This is a genomic window from Azospirillum largimobile (genome assembly GCF_977007025.2).
Genome location: NZ_CDRMUA020000007.1, coordinates 1 through 21,465 on the forward strand (window position 1 = coordinate 1; position 21,465 = coordinate 21,465).

The 21,465-nt window shown below is 64.9% G+C and carries 17 protein-coding genes and 1 pseudogene; 11 read left to right on the plus strand and 7 right to left on the minus strand.

The features are described 5' to 3' along the window. Positions 1–90 (minus strand): helix-turn-helix domain-containing protein (locus ACWPKK_RS29280; RefSeq protein WP_452012117.1); only part of this gene is annotated, 90 nt, incomplete at its 3' end. A gap of 378 nt (positions 91–468) precedes the next feature. On the opposite strand from ACWPKK_RS29280, the gene ACWPKK_RS29285 reads away from it, so the two are divergent. The 4 genes from ACWPKK_RS29285 to ACWPKK_RS29300 all read left to right on the plus strand — a co-directional run bounded on the left by ACWPKK_RS29285 (position 469) and on the right by ACWPKK_RS29300 (position 5,555). Next, the gene (locus ACWPKK_RS29285) at positions 469–1,458 is read left to right on the plus strand and encodes a hypothetical protein (RefSeq protein ID WP_452011581.1); all 990 of its coding nucleotides are present in this window, start codon (positions 469–471) and stop codon (positions 1,456–1,458) included. A 221-nt stretch (positions 1,459–1,679) separates the two neighbouring features. Continuing rightward, a complete protein-coding gene (locus ACWPKK_RS29290) occupies positions 1,680–2,426 on the plus strand; it encodes a TylF/MycF/NovP-related O-methyltransferase (RefSeq protein WP_452011583.1) in 747 nt (248 codons plus the stop codon). 306 nt (positions 2,427–2,732) lie between these two features. Then, on the plus strand, positions 2,733–3,461 hold the full coding sequence (locus tag ACWPKK_RS29295; protein ID WP_452011586.1) for an FkbM family methyltransferase: 729 nt from the start codon (positions 2,733–2,735) through the stop codon (positions 3,459–3,461). Positions 3,462–3,548: 87 nt separating this feature from the next. Continuing rightward, positions 3,549–5,555, plus strand: a complete 2,007-nt coding sequence (locus ACWPKK_RS29300; protein ID WP_452011588.1) for a glycosyltransferase family protein — start codon at positions 3,549–3,551, stop codon at positions 5,553–5,555. Positions 5,556–5,604: 49 nt separating this feature from the next. Here the strand turns inward: ACWPKK_RS29300 and ACWPKK_RS29305 are convergent, their stop codons facing one another. Together ACWPKK_RS29305 and ACWPKK_RS29310 are read right to left on the minus strand one after the other, a co-directional pair. After that, entirely contained in the window at positions 5,605–7,185 is a 1,581-nt protein-coding gene (locus ACWPKK_RS29305; RefSeq protein ID WP_452012120.1) for a glycosyltransferase, read from the minus strand. A gap of 149 nt (positions 7,186–7,334) precedes the next feature. Beyond that, positions 7,335–8,432, minus strand: a complete 1,098-nt coding sequence (locus tag ACWPKK_RS29310; protein ID WP_452011590.1) for a 3-oxoacyl-ACP synthase III family protein — start codon at positions 8,430–8,432, stop codon at positions 7,335–7,337. A gap of 242 nt (positions 8,433–8,674) precedes the next feature. On the opposite strand from ACWPKK_RS29310, the gene ACWPKK_RS29315 reads away from it, so the two are divergent. The 4 genes from ACWPKK_RS29315 (at position 8,675) to ACWPKK_RS29330 (ending at position 12,774) form a co-directional block, all read left to right on the plus strand. Beyond that, positions 8,675–9,454, plus strand: a complete 780-nt coding sequence (locus ACWPKK_RS29315; RefSeq protein WP_452011593.1) for an SDR family NAD(P)-dependent oxidoreductase — start codon at positions 8,675–8,677, stop codon at positions 9,452–9,454. Positions 9,455–9,462: 8 nt separating this feature from the next. Then, complete coding sequence (locus ACWPKK_RS29320) at positions 9,463–9,651, plus strand: hypothetical protein (protein WP_452011596.1); 189 nt, start codon at positions 9,463–9,465, stop codon at positions 9,649–9,651. Between the two features lie 29 nt (positions 9,652–9,680). After that, a complete protein-coding gene (locus ACWPKK_RS29325) occupies positions 9,681–10,244 on the plus strand; it encodes a GNAT family N-acetyltransferase (RefSeq protein WP_452011598.1) in 564 nt (187 codons plus the stop codon). A gap of 295 nt (positions 10,245–10,539) precedes the next feature. Continuing rightward, entirely contained in the window at positions 10,540–12,774 is a 2,235-nt protein-coding gene (locus tag ACWPKK_RS29330; protein WP_452011601.1) for a putative bifunctional diguanylate cyclase/phosphodiesterase, read from the plus strand. Between the two features lie 10 nt (positions 12,775–12,784). Here ACWPKK_RS29330 and ACWPKK_RS29335 read toward each other — a convergent pair whose 3' ends face one another. The 4 genes from ACWPKK_RS29335 to ACWPKK_RS29350 form a co-directional block, all read right to left on the minus strand. Further along, complete coding sequence (locus ACWPKK_RS29335; RefSeq protein WP_452011604.1) at positions 12,785–13,927, minus strand: aromatic ring-hydroxylating oxygenase subunit alpha; 1,143 nt, start codon at positions 13,925–13,927, stop codon at positions 12,785–12,787. Positions 13,928–13,996: 69 nt separating this feature from the next. Beyond that, on the minus strand, positions 13,997–15,145 hold the full coding sequence (locus ACWPKK_RS29340; protein WP_452011606.1) for a sialidase family protein: 1,149 nt from the start codon (positions 15,143–15,145) through the stop codon (positions 13,997–13,999). 212 nt (positions 15,146–15,357) lie between these two features. Next, entirely contained in the window at positions 15,358–16,329 is a 972-nt protein-coding gene (locus tag ACWPKK_RS29345) for a glycosyltransferase family 2 protein (protein WP_452011609.1), read from the minus strand. Further along, a complete protein-coding gene (locus ACWPKK_RS29350; protein ID WP_452011611.1) occupies positions 16,316–19,882 on the minus strand; it encodes a glycosyltransferase in 3,567 nt (1,188 codons plus the stop codon). The genes ACWPKK_RS29345 and ACWPKK_RS29350 overlap by 14 nt, the downstream gene beginning before the upstream one ends. A gap of 311 nt (positions 19,883–20,193) precedes the next feature. Here ACWPKK_RS29350 and ACWPKK_RS29355 point away from each other — a divergent pair, with 311 nt between their 5' ends. The 3 genes and pseudogenes from ACWPKK_RS29355 to ACWPKK_RS29365 all read left to right on the plus strand — a co-directional run bounded on the left by ACWPKK_RS29355 (position 20,194) and on the right by ACWPKK_RS29365 (position 21,454). Continuing rightward, positions 20,194–20,427 carry a type II toxin-antitoxin system Phd/YefM family antitoxin gene (locus ACWPKK_RS29355; protein WP_452011614.1) on the plus strand — a complete coding sequence of 78 codons (234 nt, stop codon included), beginning with the start codon at positions 20,194–20,196 and terminating at the stop codon, positions 20,425–20,427. Between the two features lie 7 nt (positions 20,428–20,434). Continuing rightward, a pseudogene (locus ACWPKK_RS29360) lies at positions 20,435–20,817 on the plus strand (type II toxin-antitoxin system VapC family toxin). A gap of 28 nt (positions 20,818–20,845) precedes the next feature. Further along, a complete protein-coding gene (locus ACWPKK_RS29365) occupies positions 20,846–21,454 on the plus strand; it encodes an NUDIX hydrolase (RefSeq protein WP_452011616.1) in 609 nt (202 codons plus the stop codon). Positions 21,455–21,465 lie beyond the last annotated feature (11 nt).

A 21,465-nucleotide genomic window follows, 5' to 3' on the forward strand; every position in this document is an offset into this window, starting at 1 on the left:
GTAGAGTTGGCAGAACCAATACAGCATCTCGTCGAGCGCTTCGCGCTGACGCCGGTTCGGGTAGATGCGGTATTTGTAGCTGAGAAGCATAAGCGCCGTGCTGTTCTGCGTTTGTTCTTATATATGCCCGCCCGAGCGCTTCGCAAGTTTGCGGACCGAATTCCCCTGCCGGCTAAAGCAAGCAGTCCCCTTCGGCGTCCATGATGGGAGGGATGCCGTAGGCAGAGAGCGGCTATCGAGGTGGCTCGATCTCGGACGCCGCAATCCGTTCTCATCGCCTGACCGACCAGAGGAAGCTGAGGCCTCCTTTGCCTCTTCCACCTCCATGCAATACGCTGCCGCCCGGCACTATCACGATCAACGCTTTCTTTCCACTTCGATGTCGAAGATGAATGGCGGGCTGGCTGTGGCGATGATGCATCACGGTCGGTGACACGACGGCGCGGACAATAAAGGCACAGCACGGGCATGAGCATCACGGGATTCGACTTGGACACGGCGCTTCGCCAGATTGAAGCGCTTGCCGCCCAACCCCTGCCCGACGAGCCTTACTGGTATGGGCTGGGGTACCACATCCTCGACATGTGCGAGCTGCCGGCAACCTTCCCACTGCGCTTCCAGATGCATCACGGCCCCATGATCGACCCGGAACCGTTTCGAATGTACACGGAGTCGCGGCTGCCCATCCTTATCTGCCACGAAGGTTTCGCCAAAACCCTTCAAGGGCAGCCGGGGCGCAAGATCATGGTACTTGGGGCGCCTCAGGTCCGTTACCGCCGCTACCAGGGCATCGTTCAGGACGCCGATGCCTGCGGTACCGTCGCCTTCCCCTGCCATTCCACCCATCACATTGACACGGAGTTCGACCACAGCGTCTATGCCGAGCAACTCCGCGCCCTGCCGGAGCGGTTCCAGCCGGTTTCAGTGTGCATCTACGCCCTGGATCTGCTGAAGGGGCGGCACAGGCCCTATCTGGAGGCCGGTCTGCCGATCCTCTCCGCCGGCCACATGGCCGATCCGGGATTTACCACCCGGTTGTACGATTTTCTGCGTCGTGCCCGTTTTACCACCGGCAACGAGATCGGAACCCACTCCATCCTATCGCTTGAGATGGGTATCCCATACTTCCATTCCGGCCCGCAACCGCTTTACCGACCGGGAGCCGGTGCGGCCGAGCACGCGAGCATCGCCGATACGCTCGGCAAACCGCTGTTGAGTCCGACAGACTACAACCGGCCGAAGTCCGCCCGTCTCCGCGCCTTGATTCCGACCGCAACCGACGACGTCGTCATCTCCCCCGACCTGGCGGCGCTGATCCAGGACATTCACGGCTGCGATGACGCGGCCAGCGTGGACGACGTGCGCCGCTTCATCCTGGATGCCTATGTGAGCTTCTACCCGGCCACCCAGACCGTTCTGCGCCATGCACGGAAAACGGGAGATTTCCTCGGAGTGTGATGGCGGCCATCGCCGTCAAGGTCCTTAACCGCATGCTCGATCTCGGACGCCCGCAATCCGTTCGCGTCGCCTGACCGACCAGAGGAAGCCGGGGCCTCCTTTGCCTCTCCCTCCTCCATGCAACACGCGGCCATGTGCCCGTCCGCCAGAGACGCCACGACCGGACGGGCACACGCCTCCCAGCTTGCCATTCAAACGGCACTGTGAGGTAATCCCCGCGGATGCCGATGCCCGGCATCTCGCCGCACGCGCCACCCATGGCTTCTGGAGTTGGACCCGTGGACTTGCCACCGGACTATGATGCGGCGTTCCTGCCGGTGTTCGATGTCGCGCGCGAAGCGACCATGAGTTCGTCTTCACGCATGTATGCATTGTACAAGGCAGTCCACCACGTTGTTGATGCCGGCATTCCAGGTGACTTCGTGGAGTGCGGGGTGTGGCGTGGCGGCTCTGTAATGGTGATGGCCCTTGCATTATTGCAACGGGGGATCACGGATCGGACCATCCATCTGTTCGATACGTTTCAGGGCATGCCGCCGCCGTCGGACCGCGATGTGTCCCTTCTGAATGAATCCGCAGCCCACCTGCTGGATACACAGGATCCGCAGGACCCGAAGTCCGTCTGGTGCCTGGCTAGCCTCGACGAGGTCAGGCGTAACGTCTTGTCAACCGGCTATCCGGAAGACCGATTCCACTTCGTCCCGGGTCGGGTGGAGGACACCATTCCGGCAGCGGCCCCCGCCGGCATCTCATTGCTTCGGCTCGATACGGACTGGTACGCATCGACCCGGCATGAGTTGGAGCAGTTGTATCCGCTACTGGCGCTTGGCGGCGTGCTGATCGTCGATGATTACGGTCACTGGCGGGGGGCACGCCAAGCTGTTGACGAGTACTTCAGCACTCATCCCCCCATACTGCTGAACCGCATTGACTACACGGGCCGGATCGGCGTGAAGACGGTGCTCTGACGGGCGCACGGGTGTGTTGACACGGGTCGGCGAACGCGTGCGGATTCGTTGACAAGTTTGCCCAAATACGCATGGATTTACCCAGAGCCCCCCTAGCGTGGGCGGGCAGAAGGAAGTGCGATGGGCAGGGAAACATTCTCAGGTCTGCTGGTCGAAGGTCGGGCAGCAGTGGCGCGGGGAGACGAAGCGGCGGCAGAACGCTGGTTTGCCCGTGCCGTGGATGCAGAGCCAGAGAATTCTGAAGGTCATGTCGAACTCGGCCGCTGCCTGAACCGGCAAGGCGATCGCCTGGGTGCCATCCGATCCATGAGCCGGGCTGTGGGCATCGATCCCGAGGCCCACGCCGCGCTGAGCCGGCTACGCTGGCTGCTGCGCGACGAGACGCTGTACACGCCCTCGGCTCTTGCCCGTATCGAGGCCCGCGGGCTGAAGGTGGAAACCGTTTTGGACGTCGGTGCCTCGGATGGATCCTGGTCGCTGAAGGCCCGGCCCTGCTGGCCCCAGGCCCGCTACCATCTGGTGGAAGCCTTTGGCCACTGGCGGGAAAAGCTGGAGACTTTGTGCGGGGCCGAGCCGCAATTCAGCCATGTCATCGCCGCTGCCGGCGCCGAGGAGGGGGAGATCTGGTTCACCAATGATCCCGGCGCCCCCTATGGCGGAGCGGCCAGCAGCGAGCCGGGGAAGGGGTGCTGGTCGGTGCCGCAGGTGTCGCTGGCCGGAGAGGTGGCGCGGCTGGACTTGCCCGGCCCCTATCTGATCAAGCTGGATACGCACGGGTTTGAGCGCCCCATCCTGGAGGGGGCGGCTCCCATTCTGGACCGGACCAGCCTGGTGGTCATCGAGACTTACGTCTTCCACATCCATCCCGACGCCATGTTGTTTCACGAAATGTGCGCCTATATGGCCGAACGGGGATTCCGGGTCATCGACATGTCGGAGCCTCTCTGGCGCGACCATGACCAGGCGCTGTGGCAGGTCGATCTGTTCTTCGTCCGGGCGGACCGGCCGGAGTTCAGCCACAACGGCTACAGTTGATCCATGTGTCCCCGCCGGACGGGGCCGCGTCTGGCCCTGTTGAACCCCATAGATCCCACCCATCCCGTCGCAGAGCGCGAACTGGCCTTGCGCATTGCCCGGGCCATCGAAGGCCTGGGCTGGGAGACGGCCATCCTCAGCCGATCCTTGCAGGTGGAAACCATGGATCCGGACGGGGTGCTGTGCCTGCATCCGCAAGTCACCGCCAAGCTGACCCATCATCCCTGGCTGGCCTGCTACTGGAATCCTCCCTCTTTGCTGAAGGGGGCGAGCGACACGGCCCGGGTTCATGGCGAGGCGTTCGAGCTGACCTTCGATGCCTATCTCGTCTCCGGCTCCGGGCTGGAGAGCCATCTGGCCGGGCTGATGGCGGAGCTGGGGCGTGATCCCCCCTGCTTGCCCTTTCATGTCAGCTCGCCCCGCTCCGCCCTGACGCCCAACCTGGGGCCGCACAGCCGCCTGTTCTATGTCGGCTCCAACTGGGATGGAAAACGCTATCCCACCTTGCTGCGCCGGCTGGCTGAGGCGGACGCCCTGGCCCTGCACGGCACGCAGGAACGCTGGTCGCACCTTCCCGAGGCCTACCAGGGTCCCTTGCCCTTCGATGGGCGGTCGGTGATCGGGGCGGCCCACCATTGGGGCATGGGCCTGTGCCTGCATCTGCCCCAGCACCGCGCCTACGGCGTGCCCAACATGCGGGTTTTCGAACTGGCTGCCGCCGGCGCCGTCATCATCGCCGACCGCCACCCCTTCATCGAGCACTGGTTCGCCGACAACGTGCTGTATATCGATACCGACAGAGGGGAGGAAGAGACCGCCGCCCGCATTCTGGATCGCGTTGCCTGGATCCGCGCCCATCCGGCCGAAGCCCGGACCATGGCCGCCGCCGCGCAATCTATTTTCAACCGCCATCTCTGCCTGGAAAGGCTGCTGGAACCGCTGCCCGGCCTGTTGGCCGCCCTGGCGCGGGGCCGGTCCCGCCCCCGATCCCGACCCGTTCATGTCGGAGTTCTGCTGCCTGGCACCGGCGACCTGGCTGAACGTTTGGAAAGCCTGAACCGGCAAAAAGACGAAGGCTGCCTGTCCTTGACCGCCTTGATCCCGGCTGCCCAGCTTTGCGCCGACAGCACACACCTTGCGCCGGGATCGACAGGACTAGCGATCCGTTCCCTGGCGGAGCCTGCCGGACCGGCGACTCTGCAGGCGGCGCTGGACGGGATCGACGCCCTCGCCATTTTGCCGGAAGGCATCGAGTGGCATCAGGGGCATCTGGCCGGACTTGTCGCCGCGGCAGAGGCGGAGGGAGGCGCCATCGCCGCCGGCATCTGGCCCGCTCCCGAGGAGCCGACCGGCTTCCCCATCGACCCGGCCGAGTCCCTGGCTCTGCCTCCGCCCGACGACGGACAGGTGCCAGAGGGGCGGCGGCTGGCCCGCGCCTGGCTGCGGGCCGGAGGATTCTGTTGCCGGGCGGAACGGCTGGACGGACTGGCGGCGGAGAGCGACGACTGGCTGGCATTGGCGCTCAACCTGCCTCCCGCTCTGGCCGAAGCCGGCGAACTGTCCCTGCAGCCCGTGCCGAGCCTGACCCTGCATCGTCTGCCTGCCCCCACCCTCGTCCCGGCGCTGCGCGCTTGGCCCAACACGAAGGAACCGGAAAGCCGCGACCGGCCACCCCGGCTGGCGGGGATCAACGACCTGAACCCGGCCCTGGCGGCCAGTGTGCCTTTCCTTTGGCACCCCAGTGATTTCGAGCAACTGCCGGCCGTGGGACCGCTGTGGCTTTACGGCGCGGGGCAGGGGGGCGAGCTGGTGCATGACGGGTTGCCCGCAGCTGTCCGTACCCGGCTGCGGGGATTTCTGGACAGCCGCCGGCAAGGGGAAATGCTGGGCCTGCCCCTGCTGCGCCCCAGCGACCTGGATCCGGCCGAGATGGCGGCAACCACCATCATCATCGCCGCGCAGTACGTGTCCGACATCCTGCTGACCTTGCGGCGCGGACAGATGGCTCCGGCCCGTATCGTGAACGCCTATCCCTACATCGCAGCCCGCCAGGAGGCGATGGCGAGGCAACTGGCCGACCACCCGCCGCCCTGATACCGCCTTGGCCCAAGACGTTCCGGGTGATGGCCGCCAGAAAAGGCTCTCAGCCCTGGCGTAGGTCGGTGTAGAGGCGGATATGCGGGCTGGCATCGTGGATGTGCTTCACACCCAATGCACGCAACGTCGCCGTCATCGCCGCCACATGCTCGCTGGCAATGATGAAGAGCCCATCGCGCAGATGATCGGGCGGCAGATCGGCCGGGCGTAGCACGGGGAGCCCGAACGCCAAGCCTGACCGGCTGCTGTCGAGCACGGCCGTAACCGTCAGGTGCGGATGCTTCGACACTTCGCCCAGCACGATCCGGCCACCGCCCCCGCTGCCATAGACATAAAGCGGCCGCCCTCCAGGCAGGGCATGGAAATCCTGCGGCTGTGACAGTGACGGCAGAGCCGGCTTCTCAGCCGGCTGGCCCCAGGCCGGGACGAGGGGCTGTCCGTCCTCATCGCCCCAGCGCAGGGCGGCGGCGGCGGGATCAAGCCGTTCACGGTCGGCAATGCGGAGCATGGCCTCCGCCCGGCCCTCCGCCCGGAAGGCCGTGTTGTCCGCTCCGCCCTGACGCCAGTGGAAATCGGTGCTGACCCGCCAGGACGAAGCCAGCGGCGCCACACGGGCCAAACGGCGAACCAGCCAGGTGTCCTCGGCAAAATCCAGCCCGGGATCTGGACCGACCGCCGAAAGTAGGGTCGAAGGCGCCAAAAAGGCGCTGGAATGGATCGCGATGCGTGAGCGGAACAACGCCCGCTGGTCGGGCGGCGGCAAGGCATGAAAAGTCCGATGCTCGCTCTTCGAACCGGCAGGCGGAACGGGACCGCTTTCATCGTCCCAGACCTGCACCGATCCGGCAACGGCCAACGCCCCGGCCAGGGCAAGGGGAGCTAGGCTGGCGACATGGTTGGGATGAAGCGCATCGTCATCGTCCAGCATACCGAACAGATCGGCCTCCACGGCGGCAAGCCCAGCCCAAAGGCAGGTGCTGCGCGCCGCCGGAGCGGGACTATCGACCAGGACCATACGACGAAGGCGTGGACGCAGCCGTTCCATCTCTGCGTCTAGCCCCGACACGGGGCCATAGCGGACGAGAATGACCCCGACGCCGGGGGCTGTCTGAGCGCTCAGACTATCCAGGCAGCGGCGGACGAAATCGATGCTCCGCCCACCCACACGGACGATGTGGTCGACCGACGGTCCCGATGCAGGGATGGCGAAGCCGGCCGCGTCACGCATCGCCTCTAGCAAACCGGCCAGAGCCGGGGGGGTCAAACCGTCGATCGGCAGCAGATGGGCCGGCCGGCCCGTCGGCGCCAAGCTGTCGGTCAGGAAAGCGGCCTGTTCCGCCGTTCGTGTCAGCCAGCCATCCTGCGACAGCACCGCATCCAGCCGCCGCCGGTCGCTGCGAAGCCTGCCGGGATCGTCATGCAGCACACCCAGCCAGGGATGGCCCGTGCGTTTGCCGGTCTCCGCCGTCAGCGACAGCACCACGTCCGGCCGGCATGCTTCCACATCCCGCGTCAGCCGGCAGGGATGCAGCTCCCAGCCGGCGGCGCGCATCCCATCGCACAGCGGTGCGAGCTCATCTGGAAACGGAGCGCCTTCGGGCTGGAACAGGGCAAAGCGGAAGCTCACGGCCAACAGCCCATCATTCCACCATCCTTGCGCCGCAAAACTTGCATCTGACTCATCTCATTCGCTTCGTCCCTGGCGCATACTCAGCGCGCCAGAGGGTGCCATGACGCTCCGCGCCCCCCGCCGGTAGCGCCCGCATCTCTGCTTCCTCACCCGACCGCCAGCACCGGATAGCCGTCGGGCAAATCCACCACCTGCGGCTCCGGCATCGGCCCCAGCTCCGCCACCATAGCGCCCCAGGACCAGCCCACCCCGAATCCTGCCATCAGCGTCTTCACCGGCCCGGCCGCTAGCTGCTCCCCCATGGCGTGGCAGATCGCCAGCGGGATGGAGGCGGAGCTGGTGTTGCCGAAGCCCTGCATGTCGATGACGAAGCGATCGGCCGGCGCCTTGATGCGCTTGCGCAGATGCTCCAGCATGAAGGCGTTGGCCTGGTGCAGGACGAAGCGGTCGATGCCCTCGACGTCGGTGCCGGCATGCTCCATCGCCTCGCGCAGCAGCGGCGGCACGGCGCGCAGCGTGAAGGAGAACACCTCCGCCCCGTTCAGCGTTAGGCGGGAGTCGCGCTCCAGCTGGGCGGCAGCCGCCTCGTCGGCGATCCGACCGGCGGTGCCGACCGGCGGGATCAGGCAATGGCGCTTGCCGCCGGCCTTGACGAAGATGTGCGGCGCGCCGGCGCCGTCGGTGCCGATCACCACCGGGATGGGCGGAGCGGCGGCATCCACCTCCAGGGCGGTCGCCGATCCGGCATCGCCGAACAGCGGCAGGGTGGCGCGGTCTTTGGGGTGCAGGTAGCGGGTCGGGTTGTCGCCGCACAGGACCAGTGCCCGCTTGGCCGTCGATCCACCCAGCAGCTTCGCCGCGATCCACAGGCCGTAGACATAGCCCGAGCAGCCCAGCGGCACGTCGAAGGCCGCGGCACTGGTCGGCAGCCCCAGCCGGTGCTGCATGATGCAGGCGGTCGCCGGCAGCACGTAGTCGGCGTCCTGCGACACGAAGACCAGCACCTCCACCGTCGCCGGATCCCAGTCCAACTGCTGCATCAGCCCTTCCGCCGCGGCAAGGCAGAGGTCCGACGCGCAATAGGGCGGCGGCAGCACGCGGCGCTCCTGCACGCCGATGGTGGCGGCCAGCTTCTTCGCCTCCTCCACCGTGAACATGCCCGGATCCTCGACGAAGGAATGGCGCTGGGGCGGCACCACCGCGCGCAGGCCGGCGATCCGGATGCCGTCGATGATGGCTTTCATGGCTGTCCTGTCCTTCGCGTGTTCAAGGGCCCGGCGGGGCCTCTTCGGAAATCGGTGGCCGGCACCATAGCGCAGAGTGGCGCCGGATTGGTTTCCGGAAGATTGATTGCGGACAATTGCAGCAGACGGCACCTCCGGCTAGGTCCCATCCGCCGCTCAATCGAAAAAGCCGCAGCGGGGAGCGTGTCGCGCCTGTGCTATGGTCCGCGTCCCCATACGCCACCAGCCTGGATTTTCCCGCCATGACAGCCGCCTGCAACCCGGCCACCTACAACCCCATGGACCTGACCGGCCGCCGCATCCTGGTGACCGGGGCATCGGCCGGGATCGGTCGGGCGACGGCGGTGGTGCTGGCGAAGCTGGGGGCGCGGCTGGTGCTGAACGGCCGCGACGAGGAACGGCTGGCTGAAACCGCAGATCGTCTGGACGGCGATGACCACGCCATTGCCCCCTTCGATCTGTCGAATCTCGAAGCCGTGCCCGGCTGGGTAAAGGGGCTGTGCGCCGACGACGCGCCCTTCGACGGCATCGCGCATTGCGCCGGCATCCAGACTCTGCGGCCGATCCGCATCTTCTCCGCCGCCTTCTTCGACGAGGTGATGCGGGCCAACCTGGGCAGCGCGTTGGCGCTTGCCCGCGGACTGCGGCAGAAGGGCTGCCATGCCGAGCGCGCGGCGATGGCGCTGATCTCCTCCACCGCCGCGACGGCGGCCTCGCCGGGCAACGTCGTCTATGCCGCCAGCAAGGGCGGCATCATCGCCGCCACCAAGGGGCTGGCGGTGGAATTGCTGAGCGACGGCATTCGCGTCAACTGCGTGGTCCCCTCCATCGTCGAGACCGAGCTGATCGAGCGCGGCAAGCAGAAGCTGACTGCCGAGCAATACGAGCATCTGCGCACGCTGCAGCCGCTGGGCTTCGGCCATCCAGACGACATCGCCCACATGATTGCCTATCTGCTTGCCGATACCAGCCGCTGGATGACCGGGTCCATCGTCACGGTGGACGGCGGCCGCACCGCCTGAGGCACGCGATGGCCAACGGCCTTCCCGTCTTCCACCGCTCCACCGCCGCCTATCTGATCGAGTCCGCCAGCACCGTGATTGCCGAGGACTGCCCGGTCTGCGAGGCGGTGCAGCAGGGCCGGCTTGGCATCACCGACCTCCCCGGTTTCACCGGGATCTACGGTCAACGCAAACGCCGGATCCTCGACTTTCATTAGACAATTCTGCGGCAATTGGGAGAAACAGTGTGAGCGGTTCCCTGACCTTCATCGAGCCGACAGAGAAGCACGCCCAGCTTCTGCTCGACTGGCGCACCCGGCCCGACATCGCCAGCCAGATGCTGACCACCGTGCCCTACGACGTGGAGCGGCAGAAGGCATGGCTGCGGCGCTGCGCGGAACGGGACGACTATGTCCACCGCATTCTCTGCGTCGACGGCGTGCCGGCCGGGCATGTCTCCATCACCGTGACCGAACCCGTTTGGAAGATTGCCACCATCGGCGTGCTGATGGGCGAGCGGGCGGGGCGGATAGGGGCGGCTCCGCTGAACTTTGCCTACATGCTGAACCACATCTTCTTCACCATGGGGTTGCGCAAGGTGGTGAACCATATCCTGGGCACCAACAGCCCGCGCTTGCTGAAAGGCCAACCGATGATCGGCTACCGCCTGGTCGGCGTGCTGAAGCGCCAAGTGGTGAAGAATGGGCAGGAGATTGACCTGCATATCTTTGAAATGCTGATGGAAGATTGGTTGGCAGTGCGAGATCGCTTCGGCGTCTACCAAGACATGGACGGGCGGGAATGGAGATGAGGCCAAGGGCCTGATGCCTTCCGCCAAGCTGACAAAGCTTCGAGCCACGGTCTCAAAGCGTTATATGTGGCTAAGATGCCACTCACGCGATCCAGCAGCCCAGAATCTTCAGGAAAAAAACCTTCGCACATGCAGATCTGGAAGTTGGCGAAACAATCGCAAGTCCAGCCCACTCGCACTCTGGATTCTTCAATAAGGGTTGCGCATTGCGCGTGATATGAAAGGAACGGTTAAGTTTTAAGGTATATTTATTTTTCCTTCATACAACACAGTCTCATTGCTGGATTCGGAATCTATGGGCAAATCAAAACAGGAGCAAGGCTCCAGTGCCTGGCGGTTTTCCGTAAAGATTGCCGCACCGATTTTCGCTATGACCGTACTGGTATTGGGCTTGACAGCCGGCGGTATGCTCTGGGCAACGAAACAAACCGACAAAGCGTCAATCGAGCGACAAGTACGGATGGTCGAACACGATATTCGCACAAGCATTGAACGTTTAGCACATGAGCTTGAGGTCGTCGCTGTATGGAATGATGCCGTCACCTATTCTAATCCAGATGGTCTCAACATCGCTTGGCTCGACGAAAACATTGGTATCTGGATGCACAAGATGTTTGGGCATGACCAGATTTACATTCTCAACGCTTATGATACCGCTATTTATGCTATGCGCGACGGCGCTCAAGTCGAGGCTGATCGTTTCATAGGAATCAGGGCTGACGTTGCAGACTTGCTGGACGACGTGCGTGGTGATGGATCGATTTTGCCCGATCGCACGCAGCGCAAATCCACCGGACGAGCGATCCACGCTTCGGCCTTACATCGGATCGGTGAGCGGCCGGCAGTGGTCAGCGTTATGCGCATTGTGCCCCACGCGGATGAGGGGCCTGTCGCCCCGACCGGCAATGAGACCCTGCTGCTCGGCGTTCGCTTCCTTGACGGCAGCTTTCTGGAGGACCTTCGCGACGAAGACTTGATCGATGGAGCACGCTTCTCAAGCACGCCCAACCCTCAAAATGGTGAAACCACTTTTCTGTTGAAAGACAAGTTCAACAAATCTATTGGATACCTTATTTGGCGGCCGGAGACACCAGGCAAATATATCCTCAGCCATCTTGCATGGACGTATGCCGCAATGGCGATTGGGATCATTTCCATTATGATGGCTCTGATTCGTATTCTGTGGAAATCCACCAGCGAGCTTCAGACAAGCCAAGCACACGCGCAGCATCTTGCCTTTCATGATGTCTTAACCGGACAGCCCAATCGAGCGCGTCTGATGGAAGGATTGGGACAGGCTTTGGGGTGGACGAGACGGAGCGCCAACAGCACCGAAAGCCGCTTTGCTTTGCTGCTGCTTGATCTTGATCGATTTAAGCAGGTCAATGATACGTTGGGCCACCAAGCTGGGGATGACCTGATCCGGGAGTTTGCAAACCGGCTCTCGACGTTGGTCCGGCGAGGGGATCTGGTCGCCCGTCTTGGCGGCGATGAATTTGCCATCATCCAGTTCGGCATTTCTGATGACGCGAGCACAGTGGCGCTGTGTCAACGCATCCTAGACTGCGCTGCTCAGCCTTTTTCCCTTCTTGGAGGTCTGCAAGCCAACGTCGGTGTCAGCATCGGGATCGCCATTGCTCCAGATGTGGGGCATGACGCCACGACCCTTATGCGCAAGGCGGACATCGCGCTCTACCGCGCGAAATCTGAAGGACGGAACCGTCATTGTCTTTTCACCGAAGGAATGGACGAGACGGTGAAGGAGCGAGGGCGGTTGGAGGCCGATCTGCGGGCCGCCCTCGACAGGGAAGAACTGGTTGTCCACTTCCAACCGCTGATGTCAAACGATGGCCAGACACTGACCGGACTGGAGGCTCTTGTCCGCTGGAATCATCCAGAACTGGGACTTTTGCCACCCTCCAAATTTCTGCCTATCGCGGATGATTGCGGCCTATCAGTGAGAATAGATGAGTGGGTCCTCGCCTACAGCTGCCGTATTATTCAGCGTTTGCCTGCAGTTCCCATTTCCGTCAACTTATCTCCTGCTCAGTTTTACACTGAAGACGTTTATGAACGCCTTATTGGAACCGTGCGGCGTTATGGCATCCCTCCAAGCCGCATCGAGCTTGAAATCACCGAAAAGGTCTTGCTTGATGACAATGAGAATTGCCATCAAACATTGAAGAAATTGCGCAACGCCGGATTCCGGATCGCTCTTGACGATTTCGGCACAGGATACTCAAGCCTAAGCTATCTTCGCCGTTTTCAGGTGGACAAAATCAAGATCGACCAGTCTTTTGTCCGGAACCTCGGGCAGTCAGACAACTCGTCCTCACTGGTGCAAGCTATCGTCAACATGGGACAAGCGTTAGGGCTTGTCGTAACAGCCGAAGGCGTGGAAACGGTTGAGCAGCTTCAATTCCTTGCACAAACTGGATGCGAGCAAATACAAGGATTCTTGTTCTCACGGCCAGTTCCTGAAGAAGAGCTTTCCGCCGCCTCTCGAAGCTACACCAATGAAACAGGGTGAGGCGTCGCTTTCACTCCTCTGATGCAGTGACGCTACCAACCAGTGCCCGCCACACCGCATGGAACTGCTGGATGCGTTCCTCGTTCAGGCCGAGCAGGGCAGGGCGCTCCGTCTGCCGGCAGCCCCGGAAGGCCAGTTCCGACACCTCTTGGTCCTCGCGCAGCAGGGCGACGTTGAGGTCGCGCGCGCCCTCCTCGATCAGGCGGCGGGCGGCGGGACCACCCCTGCCGGCATCGCCGTCGGGATCGGCCAGGAACAGGCGGAGGGTCAGCGCGCAACGCTCGGGGCCGAGCGGGTCGTAGGTCTGGACGCTCATCACCGCGCCGCGGGTGAAGCCGATCTCCAGGTTGGGGAAGATGTGCAGGTGGTCGTACTCGCGCAAGGCATGGCTGGGGCGGAAGCCCAGCCGTTCCGACACGCCATCCCACCAGCGCGCGCTCTTGTCCGATACGCTGGTCACGCCGCGGGAATGGGCGCCATCGTAATCACAGTGCCAGTCGCCCTTCACCAACTTGCGGAAGGTGGTGGGGTGGGTGAGGTCGGCGTGGTAGACCTCCAGCACGCTCTCCACCCCCATCTTCCAATTGGCGGCCCATTCCATCGCCTGCTCGTCGAAGGGGCGGAGGAAGATTTCCGAGGCATGGCGCAGCACGTTGCCATAGACGCCCAGCCAGTCGTCGAGGCTTGGTCCCTCCGCCGCCACCCGCAGGAAGACGAAGCGGCCGCACACCCCCACCGCCACCGGCGTCAGGGCACGGCCGCAGCGGCCGGCCTTATCCAGGCCGAAGTTCGCCTCGTTGCCGGGGATGCCGTAGGGAACGCCGTCGCGGTCGAAGGTCCAGCCGTGATAGCCGCAGCGCAGCATACCGTTGCCGCGCGGCGCCCGGTGGATCATGGCGAAGCGGTGGGTGCAGACATTGCGGAAGCCCCGCAGCTCCCCGTCGAAATTCTGAACCAGCACATCCAGCCCACCGATCCGCCGGGTCAGATAATCGTTGGGCTTGGCAAGATCGTCGGTGAAACCGGCGAAGATCCAGGACCGCCGGAAGATCCGCTCCTCCTCCGCCCGGAAGATCTCCGGGTCGTGATAGGCGGCGGGGTCGATGCCGGGAGCGGCCTTGGCCGGAGCGAAGGGGGCGGGAATGCTTTTCATGATGGCGAAGGGTAGCCCGCGCCCCGCCGGCTGGTCCAGGGCACAGCGGGTCGCAGGGTTCAAGCGCCGTCAGGGCCGGAACAGCGTCGCCTCGATCCCGCGCGAGCCGGTGGCGTCGCAGATGTAATAGGCGACCATGGCGCGGCCGTCCGGCAGCGGTGCCGCCCAGGGGTAGCCCAGATCCGGCGCCGGCCCGTCGTCGCGCAGCACCAAGTCCGGCACCTCGTCCGGCTGCTGGCGGCGCGGGTCGTAGAGGCGGGCGCGCACGCCGTAGGGCGCATGGCGGTAACCGCCGACCAGCAGCAGCCGGCCGTCCGGCAGCGGGCAAGCGTCATAGGGATGGCCGACCACCGCATGGCGCCGCCACGGCTCCCAGCTGTGGCCCAGGTCGGTCGAGCGCGAGGTCGCCAGATGGTCGTCCAGCCCGGTGGTGCGGTGGAAGGCGTGCAGCACGCCGTCGGCATCCAGATGCAGCGCCGTCTCGCAGAAGCCGGCTTTGGCCTCGCGGTCGATGGCGATGATCGCCCGGTGCACCCAGCTCTCCCCCCGGTCGGTGGAGGCGAAGAGATGGCTGGCATAGGTGCCGGTGGAGGGGTGGTGGGTGTAGCCGGTCTGCAGGATGGTGCCGTCCGGCGCCTCCACCGCCCGGCCGCGCACCGCCCCGCCATGGAAGGGCCGCTGGCCGGGCACAAGGTCGGGATGGCCGGGCAAGGGGGGCAGGTCGCGGTGCGGGGTCCAGCTCCGCCCGTCATCGTCGCTGTGCCGGCTGTAGCCGCCCCAGAACAGGTAGAGGTCGCCGGTCTTCTGCGGGCTTCCCGCCAGCCCGAAGCCCAGCGCGCGCAGCGCCTCTCCGTCGGCCGCCGGCACCGGATACCAGCGGAATCCGGTCAGCAGGATGCGGCCGTCGCGCAAGCTGAGCAGGCTGGCGTCCTGGTCCGCCGCCTGCGGGTCGGGGGGCAGGGCGATGGCTTCCCCCAGCGGTTCCACATCGGGGCTGAACCGCAGCAGGACGGTCTGGGAGCGGGAATCGAGATGGTCGACATGGTTGAAGCCGGCCTCTCCTGCCCGGTACTTCGCCCCGCGCAGCCAGCGATGGTCGCGCGCGCGCCGGAAGGCGAGCAGCACCGAACCGTCCCACCTCGCGGTCAGCGACGGGAAGGACGCGTAGAAACGCGGGTCGCGATACAGCACGCGATGTTCGACACCATCCATAGCCATCGGCTTTCTTTCCCTCTTCATTGGAAACGGCGTCGTCATGGCGCTGAAGGGTGTCCGCAAGGGGCTTCAGCGCAGACAAGCCCTCTCAGGCCACTCCGATCCAGAGGAGGAACGCCCGATCACCGCCCGCATGCTCCCATTCTCCAGCCCTCCGAAATCCGTGCCCCGTTGGTGAACCAGATCCATATGACGCCGCAAGAAGCCGGGCCGCTTCAGTACATGTTCGACGCCGCCGCGTATCCGAGTTGGTAATAGAGATCCGCAATCGCCCGCAAGCTGGCTGGATCGAGCATCTGCACGTCCAATGCTACCAGCTTGCCCAGGCTGAGGCTGAAGTCCTGCGGCAACTTGCTCAGCCCGTAACGACGGTGAGCGATATAGTCCGAGATACCCTGGAAGAACATCCGCCGCAAAACCCAGGCCCTGTCGAGCCGGTCAGGATGGATGCAGTGCGACACGCGGGCACCGGGCACGTAATAGGCGGTGGCGCCGGCGGCACGCAAGGCGGTGAACAGCATGCCCTCGCTCGACATCAGGCCATCGCCGCTGCGGCCGAGATCGGTCGGAAAACCCTGTCCGTCCAGCAGCCGCTTGCGGAAAGCGCAGTTGCCTTCGCCGAACCATTCGCCGGGCTTGAGGAAGCGGGATTCCGTGTCCCAGCCCCAGCGGCAGGAAAAAACGTGCAGCAAGTCATCGGTCAGCCAATCCGGACGGGGATGAACGCCAAAATCAGGATCAACCTCGCCGGCGACCATGTCGACACCCGGGTCGGCGAAGGGCTTCACCAGCGCCTCCAGCCACCCGTTGCAAGCCCGCTCGTCGTCGTCGATGAAGACGATCAGCGCCCCCGCCGCCTCGGCCACGCCGCGGTTGCGGGCAAAGCTGACGCCGTGGTGCTCCTCCAGGACATGGCGCAACGGCACCCCCCGCAGAGCGAAGGCAGCCTGCCGGCTCTCGACGACCGGCCGTCCTTCCGCCAGAGCGGAATTGTCGATCACCAGGATTTCGTGAACAAAGCCTGGAGAACCGCCACCCACCCGCTGCCCGACAAGGCTGTCCAGGCAGGCGCCGAGCAGTTCGGGCCGCCGATGGGTGCAGATGACGATGCTGGCCGCGATCTCCAGGCTGTCGATGGCGGGTCGTTCAATGGTCGACATGATGCTTCGCCTGTCAGTGATCGGCATGGACGACACGCAGGTCCGGCAGGCCCCAGGCGGAGACCCCGATGTCGCGCGCCATCGCCGCCAGTCCTTCCGTCTCGATGTAGCCGCGATGGCTGTAGGGGGGAAAACACAGACCCTCCCGGTGAAGGTCCGCGCGCACCAGCAAGGCCGTACCGCCCACCCCGTGCAGCGGCACGGCCTTCTCGCCGGGAAAATCGCCCAGGTAACGCCGTCCGGCGCCGCGCGGCGGCTGGAAGATGCCGTCGACCAAATGGCGCGGGTCCTCCTCCGCCACCTCCGTTCCATCCAGGCGGAAGCTGTTGAGGTCGAAGGTCCGCCCGTCGGGCAGGACGCAATGGGGGACGACGATGTCGCGCCCGGCGGCGAGCAGCCGGGCCAGCAGGTCTGGCGGGTAATCGACCAGATCGGCGTCGAGCCACAGCACCCAGTCCTCGTTCCCCAGCGCGCCGGACAGCAGCCGGTTGCGCGCGCGCGCCAGCACCTCCCGCCGCCGCCGCTGGATCGCCGGCGCCCAGCGCGGGCCGTCGGGCCGGAAGCCGTGATCGTGGCGCAGCAGGGTCACCCGGCGGTAGCGCTCCCGCAGCTCGGGCAGCCGGCCGGCCAGCCAGTCGTGGGTCCCGTCGCGGCTGTCCCCCTCCAGAAAGCCCAGCGACAGGCGGGACGGATTATGGTCGAGCCGGCCGAGCAGCTCCAGGTAGCGCGGCAGATGGCCGACTGCATCCTTCACCGGGGTCAGCACCAGCACGCGCTCCGCCCCCCTTCTCACCCGTCCAATCTCCACAGGCCGGGCCGCCGGCCGGACTGGCGGGTTGGAGCGCGACGACATCAGGACGGACAGGCGGTCGCGCATCCGGGCACCGACGGCTTCCGGGCTGAAATGGGTCCGCATCCGGGCGGCCGCGCGCTCCCCCACCGCCCGCGCCTCGTCGGGATTGGACGCCACCCGGCGCATCAACCGGGCGGCCTCTTCCAGATCGGGATCGGCCCAGACGGTGCCGCGCCGGTAATAGCCGTTGTCCGCCTTTAATATGGCAGTGTGGCAGGACACGAGGTAGGCCGTATCCGGTGTGGTGATGTCCATCGTGCCGGAATAGGCGGTGACGATGACGGGTTTGCCGCAAGCCATCGCCTCGGCAACGGTCAGTCCAAACCCCTCCGCCCGGTGCAGCGAGACATAGGCATCGCACGCCTCCATCAGTGCGGCGATCCGCTCCACTGTCCAGGGTTCGTTGACGATGCGGATGTCCGGCCGGCCGCCGGCCAACGCCTCCAGCGCGCGGCATTCGCCATCCGAGAGCTTCTTCGCCTTGATGATCAGCAGAGTGTCGGGCGCAGCGTCAGGAAAGGCGGCGCGATAGGCCCGGATCAGACCGGCCGGGTTCTTGCGGGTAACGTTGCTGGTCGCGTCGAACAGGAACAGAAAGCAGACCGTACCGTCAGGAATGCCGAACGCTTGCCGGTCGAAGGCGGGCGGACCTGGCGAGACCGTGACGGCGTGGGGCATGACGATCACCGGCAGCGGAACATGGGGTGCCACCGCGGCTGCGGTGAAGGCGCTGGGGACCCAGATCTCATCAACCAGCGGCAGGCAATCTCGCCAGGGCTCCGGGATCCCCGACGCCCCCTCCCAGGCCCAATAGCCGATGGTGAAGCGGTCAAGCAGCCGGCGGGGATCGAGGCCGCTCTCGGAAGGGGGGGCGTTCAGCGACTGGCGCAGGGTGTCCGGATTGGTGTGGACCAGCGTCACCGCGAAGGCACCAGAAGCCGCTGCCAAGTCCGGTTCATCCGGCGGTGTTCCCGAGGGAAAAGCGGGCAGCGGAACGGGATGGGTTTCGTCGAGTGGCAAGTCGATCACCGTCACCGGCAGCCCTAATGCCCGCAGCGCAGTCACCGTCCCGCGGACGGCGCTTCCCAGCCCAATCGCCGCGGTCAGATGCCCGGCGACCTCGACATCGATGTGCCTGCTCGTCGGACTGCTTGCGGAAAGAGCGTTCATGACACCACGCGCTGCCATCCGGCGGTAGCCCTCCACCGGCAGGCGCTTGCCCATCTCCTCCAGCACGGCCCGGCAGCGCCCGCCGTCGAAGCGGGCGGTGGCCGCCTGCCAGTGGGCCTCAAAATGGGAGACGGTGAAGGTGTTGCCGCCATGGACGACATAGGTGTAGAGCCGCGGCAGGTCCATCCGCACGACCCGGGCGCTGCGGCGCAGTTGCTCCACCACCGGCGTGTCTTCGCCGCGGCGAAGGGCCGGATAGCGGGGCATCACCGCCCTCTCGCACAGAAGCGAGCCTTCCCAATCCCGTTCACAGGATACCGCCAGCCGGTCCTCGGCCGGCCACCAGATCATCCAGCGGCCGAGCAGGCAGGCCTGGGCGCCGGCGGCGGCCAGCACCCGCTGCTGCATCTCCAGCCGGCAGGGGTCGTAGAGGTCGTCATCGTCCCACTGGCAGACATAATGGCCGGCCGCATGGTCGACGGCGATGTTGCGCAGCTCACCCAGCGTCACGCCCCCTTCTCGGCCGGCCGCATTCACCCGGACCAGCCGGACGTTCGGGCAGTCCGCGGCACGGATCGCCCGCTCCAGCGGATCGTCCAGAAGCAGCGCTGGGCTGTCGCAGACGATGACCAGTTCGCGGTTGGGATAGGTCTGGTGCGCGAAGCCGTCGATGGCGAACTCTAGCAGCTCCGTCCGGCCCCTGGTGACCATCAGACAGGAGATCAGCGGCAGCCCCTGCGTCTTCGCCACGGGGGAGCGGGCCTCTTCCAGCCGTCCGTCGGTCACCACCGCCGTGACCTGCCGCGGCAGGACGGCCCCCGGCCCAATACCGCGCGCCGCATCGCCGCGAAACCAGGTGCCCTCCCAGTAATGGACCGCGTAGGCCTGACGCGTCGCCCGCTCCCAGAAGACGGGATCAAACAGGCGGCCACTCCAGCAGTCCTCCTTGGTCACAGGATAGAGTAACTCCGGCGGCAGCACCGTCACCGCGCCACCCTTTCCTTCATACCCAGCCTCATACCCGTCATGGGCGCGGGTCAGCAGAAAGGGGCCGGTGGCGTCCAGCACGTCGGGGCAGTACTGCGCCTCGACCAGCCGGGCCAGCAGATGGTCCCAGAAGGGATGGTTAGGAGCGGAGGCGAGGAAGGACGGGCAGAGGATGCGCGGCAGCCCGCGCTCCGCCGCCTTCGCCAGCCGGCCATGCTCCTCCGGCTCCATCCCGACGACGAAGCTCCGGTCCTCCAGCAGTCCATCGATCGGACGCAGGCATTCGAAGTCGAGATCGGCATAGACCCCGCCGAAACGGCGCAGGATCAGGTAGCGCGCCAGATCGATGCGCGCGATGGGGTCGGCATAGCCGCGGAAAACCGGCAGCAGTGCCGGATGCTCCTCGGCTACGAAGCGCTCGATGTCGTCGTCGGTCCAGAACCGGTAGGCGAAGCCGGGATTGTGCCCGGTCCAGCTGCGCTGAAGAACCTGGAATTCCGGCGGGACGTTGCAGGTCTTCCAGGTCTGGTGGATCAGGCGCGGAATGGGGGAATTGGCTTTGGTCTGCATGGCTCTTGATGGAAATGGAGCAAGAACCGATAAGCATTTTGCCGAAGAGGCTCAATGCCAATGGATAATCAGAATAAATGTGGCAAAATCCGCTTCATTTGACACACGCAAACACAGAATAAATCATCAGCTTTCTCCACAAATATTTTTCTCATTTCCCGAGGCACGACCCTGCAAGTGGAGAATTTTCATTAATCTTTATTTAAATTATCAGCCACATTCAGAGAAAGCACCGTCCTGTCACCAAATTAGCTAAGTCGACTAATATACAGTCCACTTCTATGATCCTTGGGAAAGATTGGAGGTGCCGAATGCGGCAGGTCACCATTCATGCGGCCAAGACCAACCTGTCCAAACTGATCGAGGCGGCGCTGCGCGGTGAGGAGGTCGTCATTGCCAAGGGGAGCAAGCCCGTTGTGCGGTTGGTCCCGGTCACCCGAGGGGCGTTCACCATCGGCCTGCTGAAGGACAAGCTCGGCACCGGGCCGGACTTTTTCGAACCGATGGATAATGCCGATCTCGGCTCCTGGGAAGGAGGAGCCTGAGGGATCCATGACGGCAGTTCTGCTCGACACCCACGCCTGGGCCTGGAGCCTGTCCGGCGACGCTCGCCTGTCGAGTCCAGCCGTCGCCGCCATCACCACAGCCGACATAGTCCTGGTCAGCCCGATCACCTTCTTCGAAATCGCCCAGAAGGTCCGCCTCGGCAAATGGCCGGAGATGGACCTTTCGTGGAACGGCTGGATACGCTGCTGGCCGAGCAGGGCGGGCTGGTCGCCGGCTTCGACCCGGCGGTCTGCCTAATCGCCGGCCTGATGGTCTAGCCTCACCGTGATCCTTTTGACCGTCTGTTGGCGGCCACGGCAATGCACTACAAGCTGCCGCGGGTCTCCGCCGACGCGGTCTTCGACGGCATCGTCACGCGGCTATGGTGACCGCCCCCGTCACAGAACAGGTCATCTCATGCCCGGACACCGCCCCTACCGCCTTCACCGCCCCTGGACCGTGCTGGGCAGCCGCGAGTTGCTCGACGCCGATCCCTTCCTGAAGGTGCGGGTGGAGACAGTGGAACTCCCGGACGGGCGACGGATTGATGATTACTACCAGTTCGACCAACCCTCTTTCGCCTGCATCTTCGCCGAGACCACGGACGGACGGATCGTCACCTACCGCCAATACCGCCACGGGCCGCGCAAGGTCGGTCTGGTCTTTCCCGGCGGCCACCTGTCCCCCGACGAGTCCCCGCTAGCCGCAGCCAAGCGGGAGCTGATGGAGGAGACGGGGATGGAGGCCGAAGACTGGACCGATCTCGGCGCCTACATCGTCAACGCTAACCAGGGCGGGGCTTGGTCGCACATGTTCCACGCCACCGGCTGCCGCCGCGTTGCCGATCCGGTGGCCGACGACCTAGAGGACACCGAGATCCTGTTCCTGACGCAGGCGGAGTTGCTAGAGGCCATCGGTCGCGGCGAGATGCACCTGCTGACCCAGATCGCGCTGGTCAGCATGATCTGGCAGGCCGACATCGCGCGGGTGCTATCCCGTTCCAACTCACCGGACACACCCAGCTGAGGAAAAGCCCG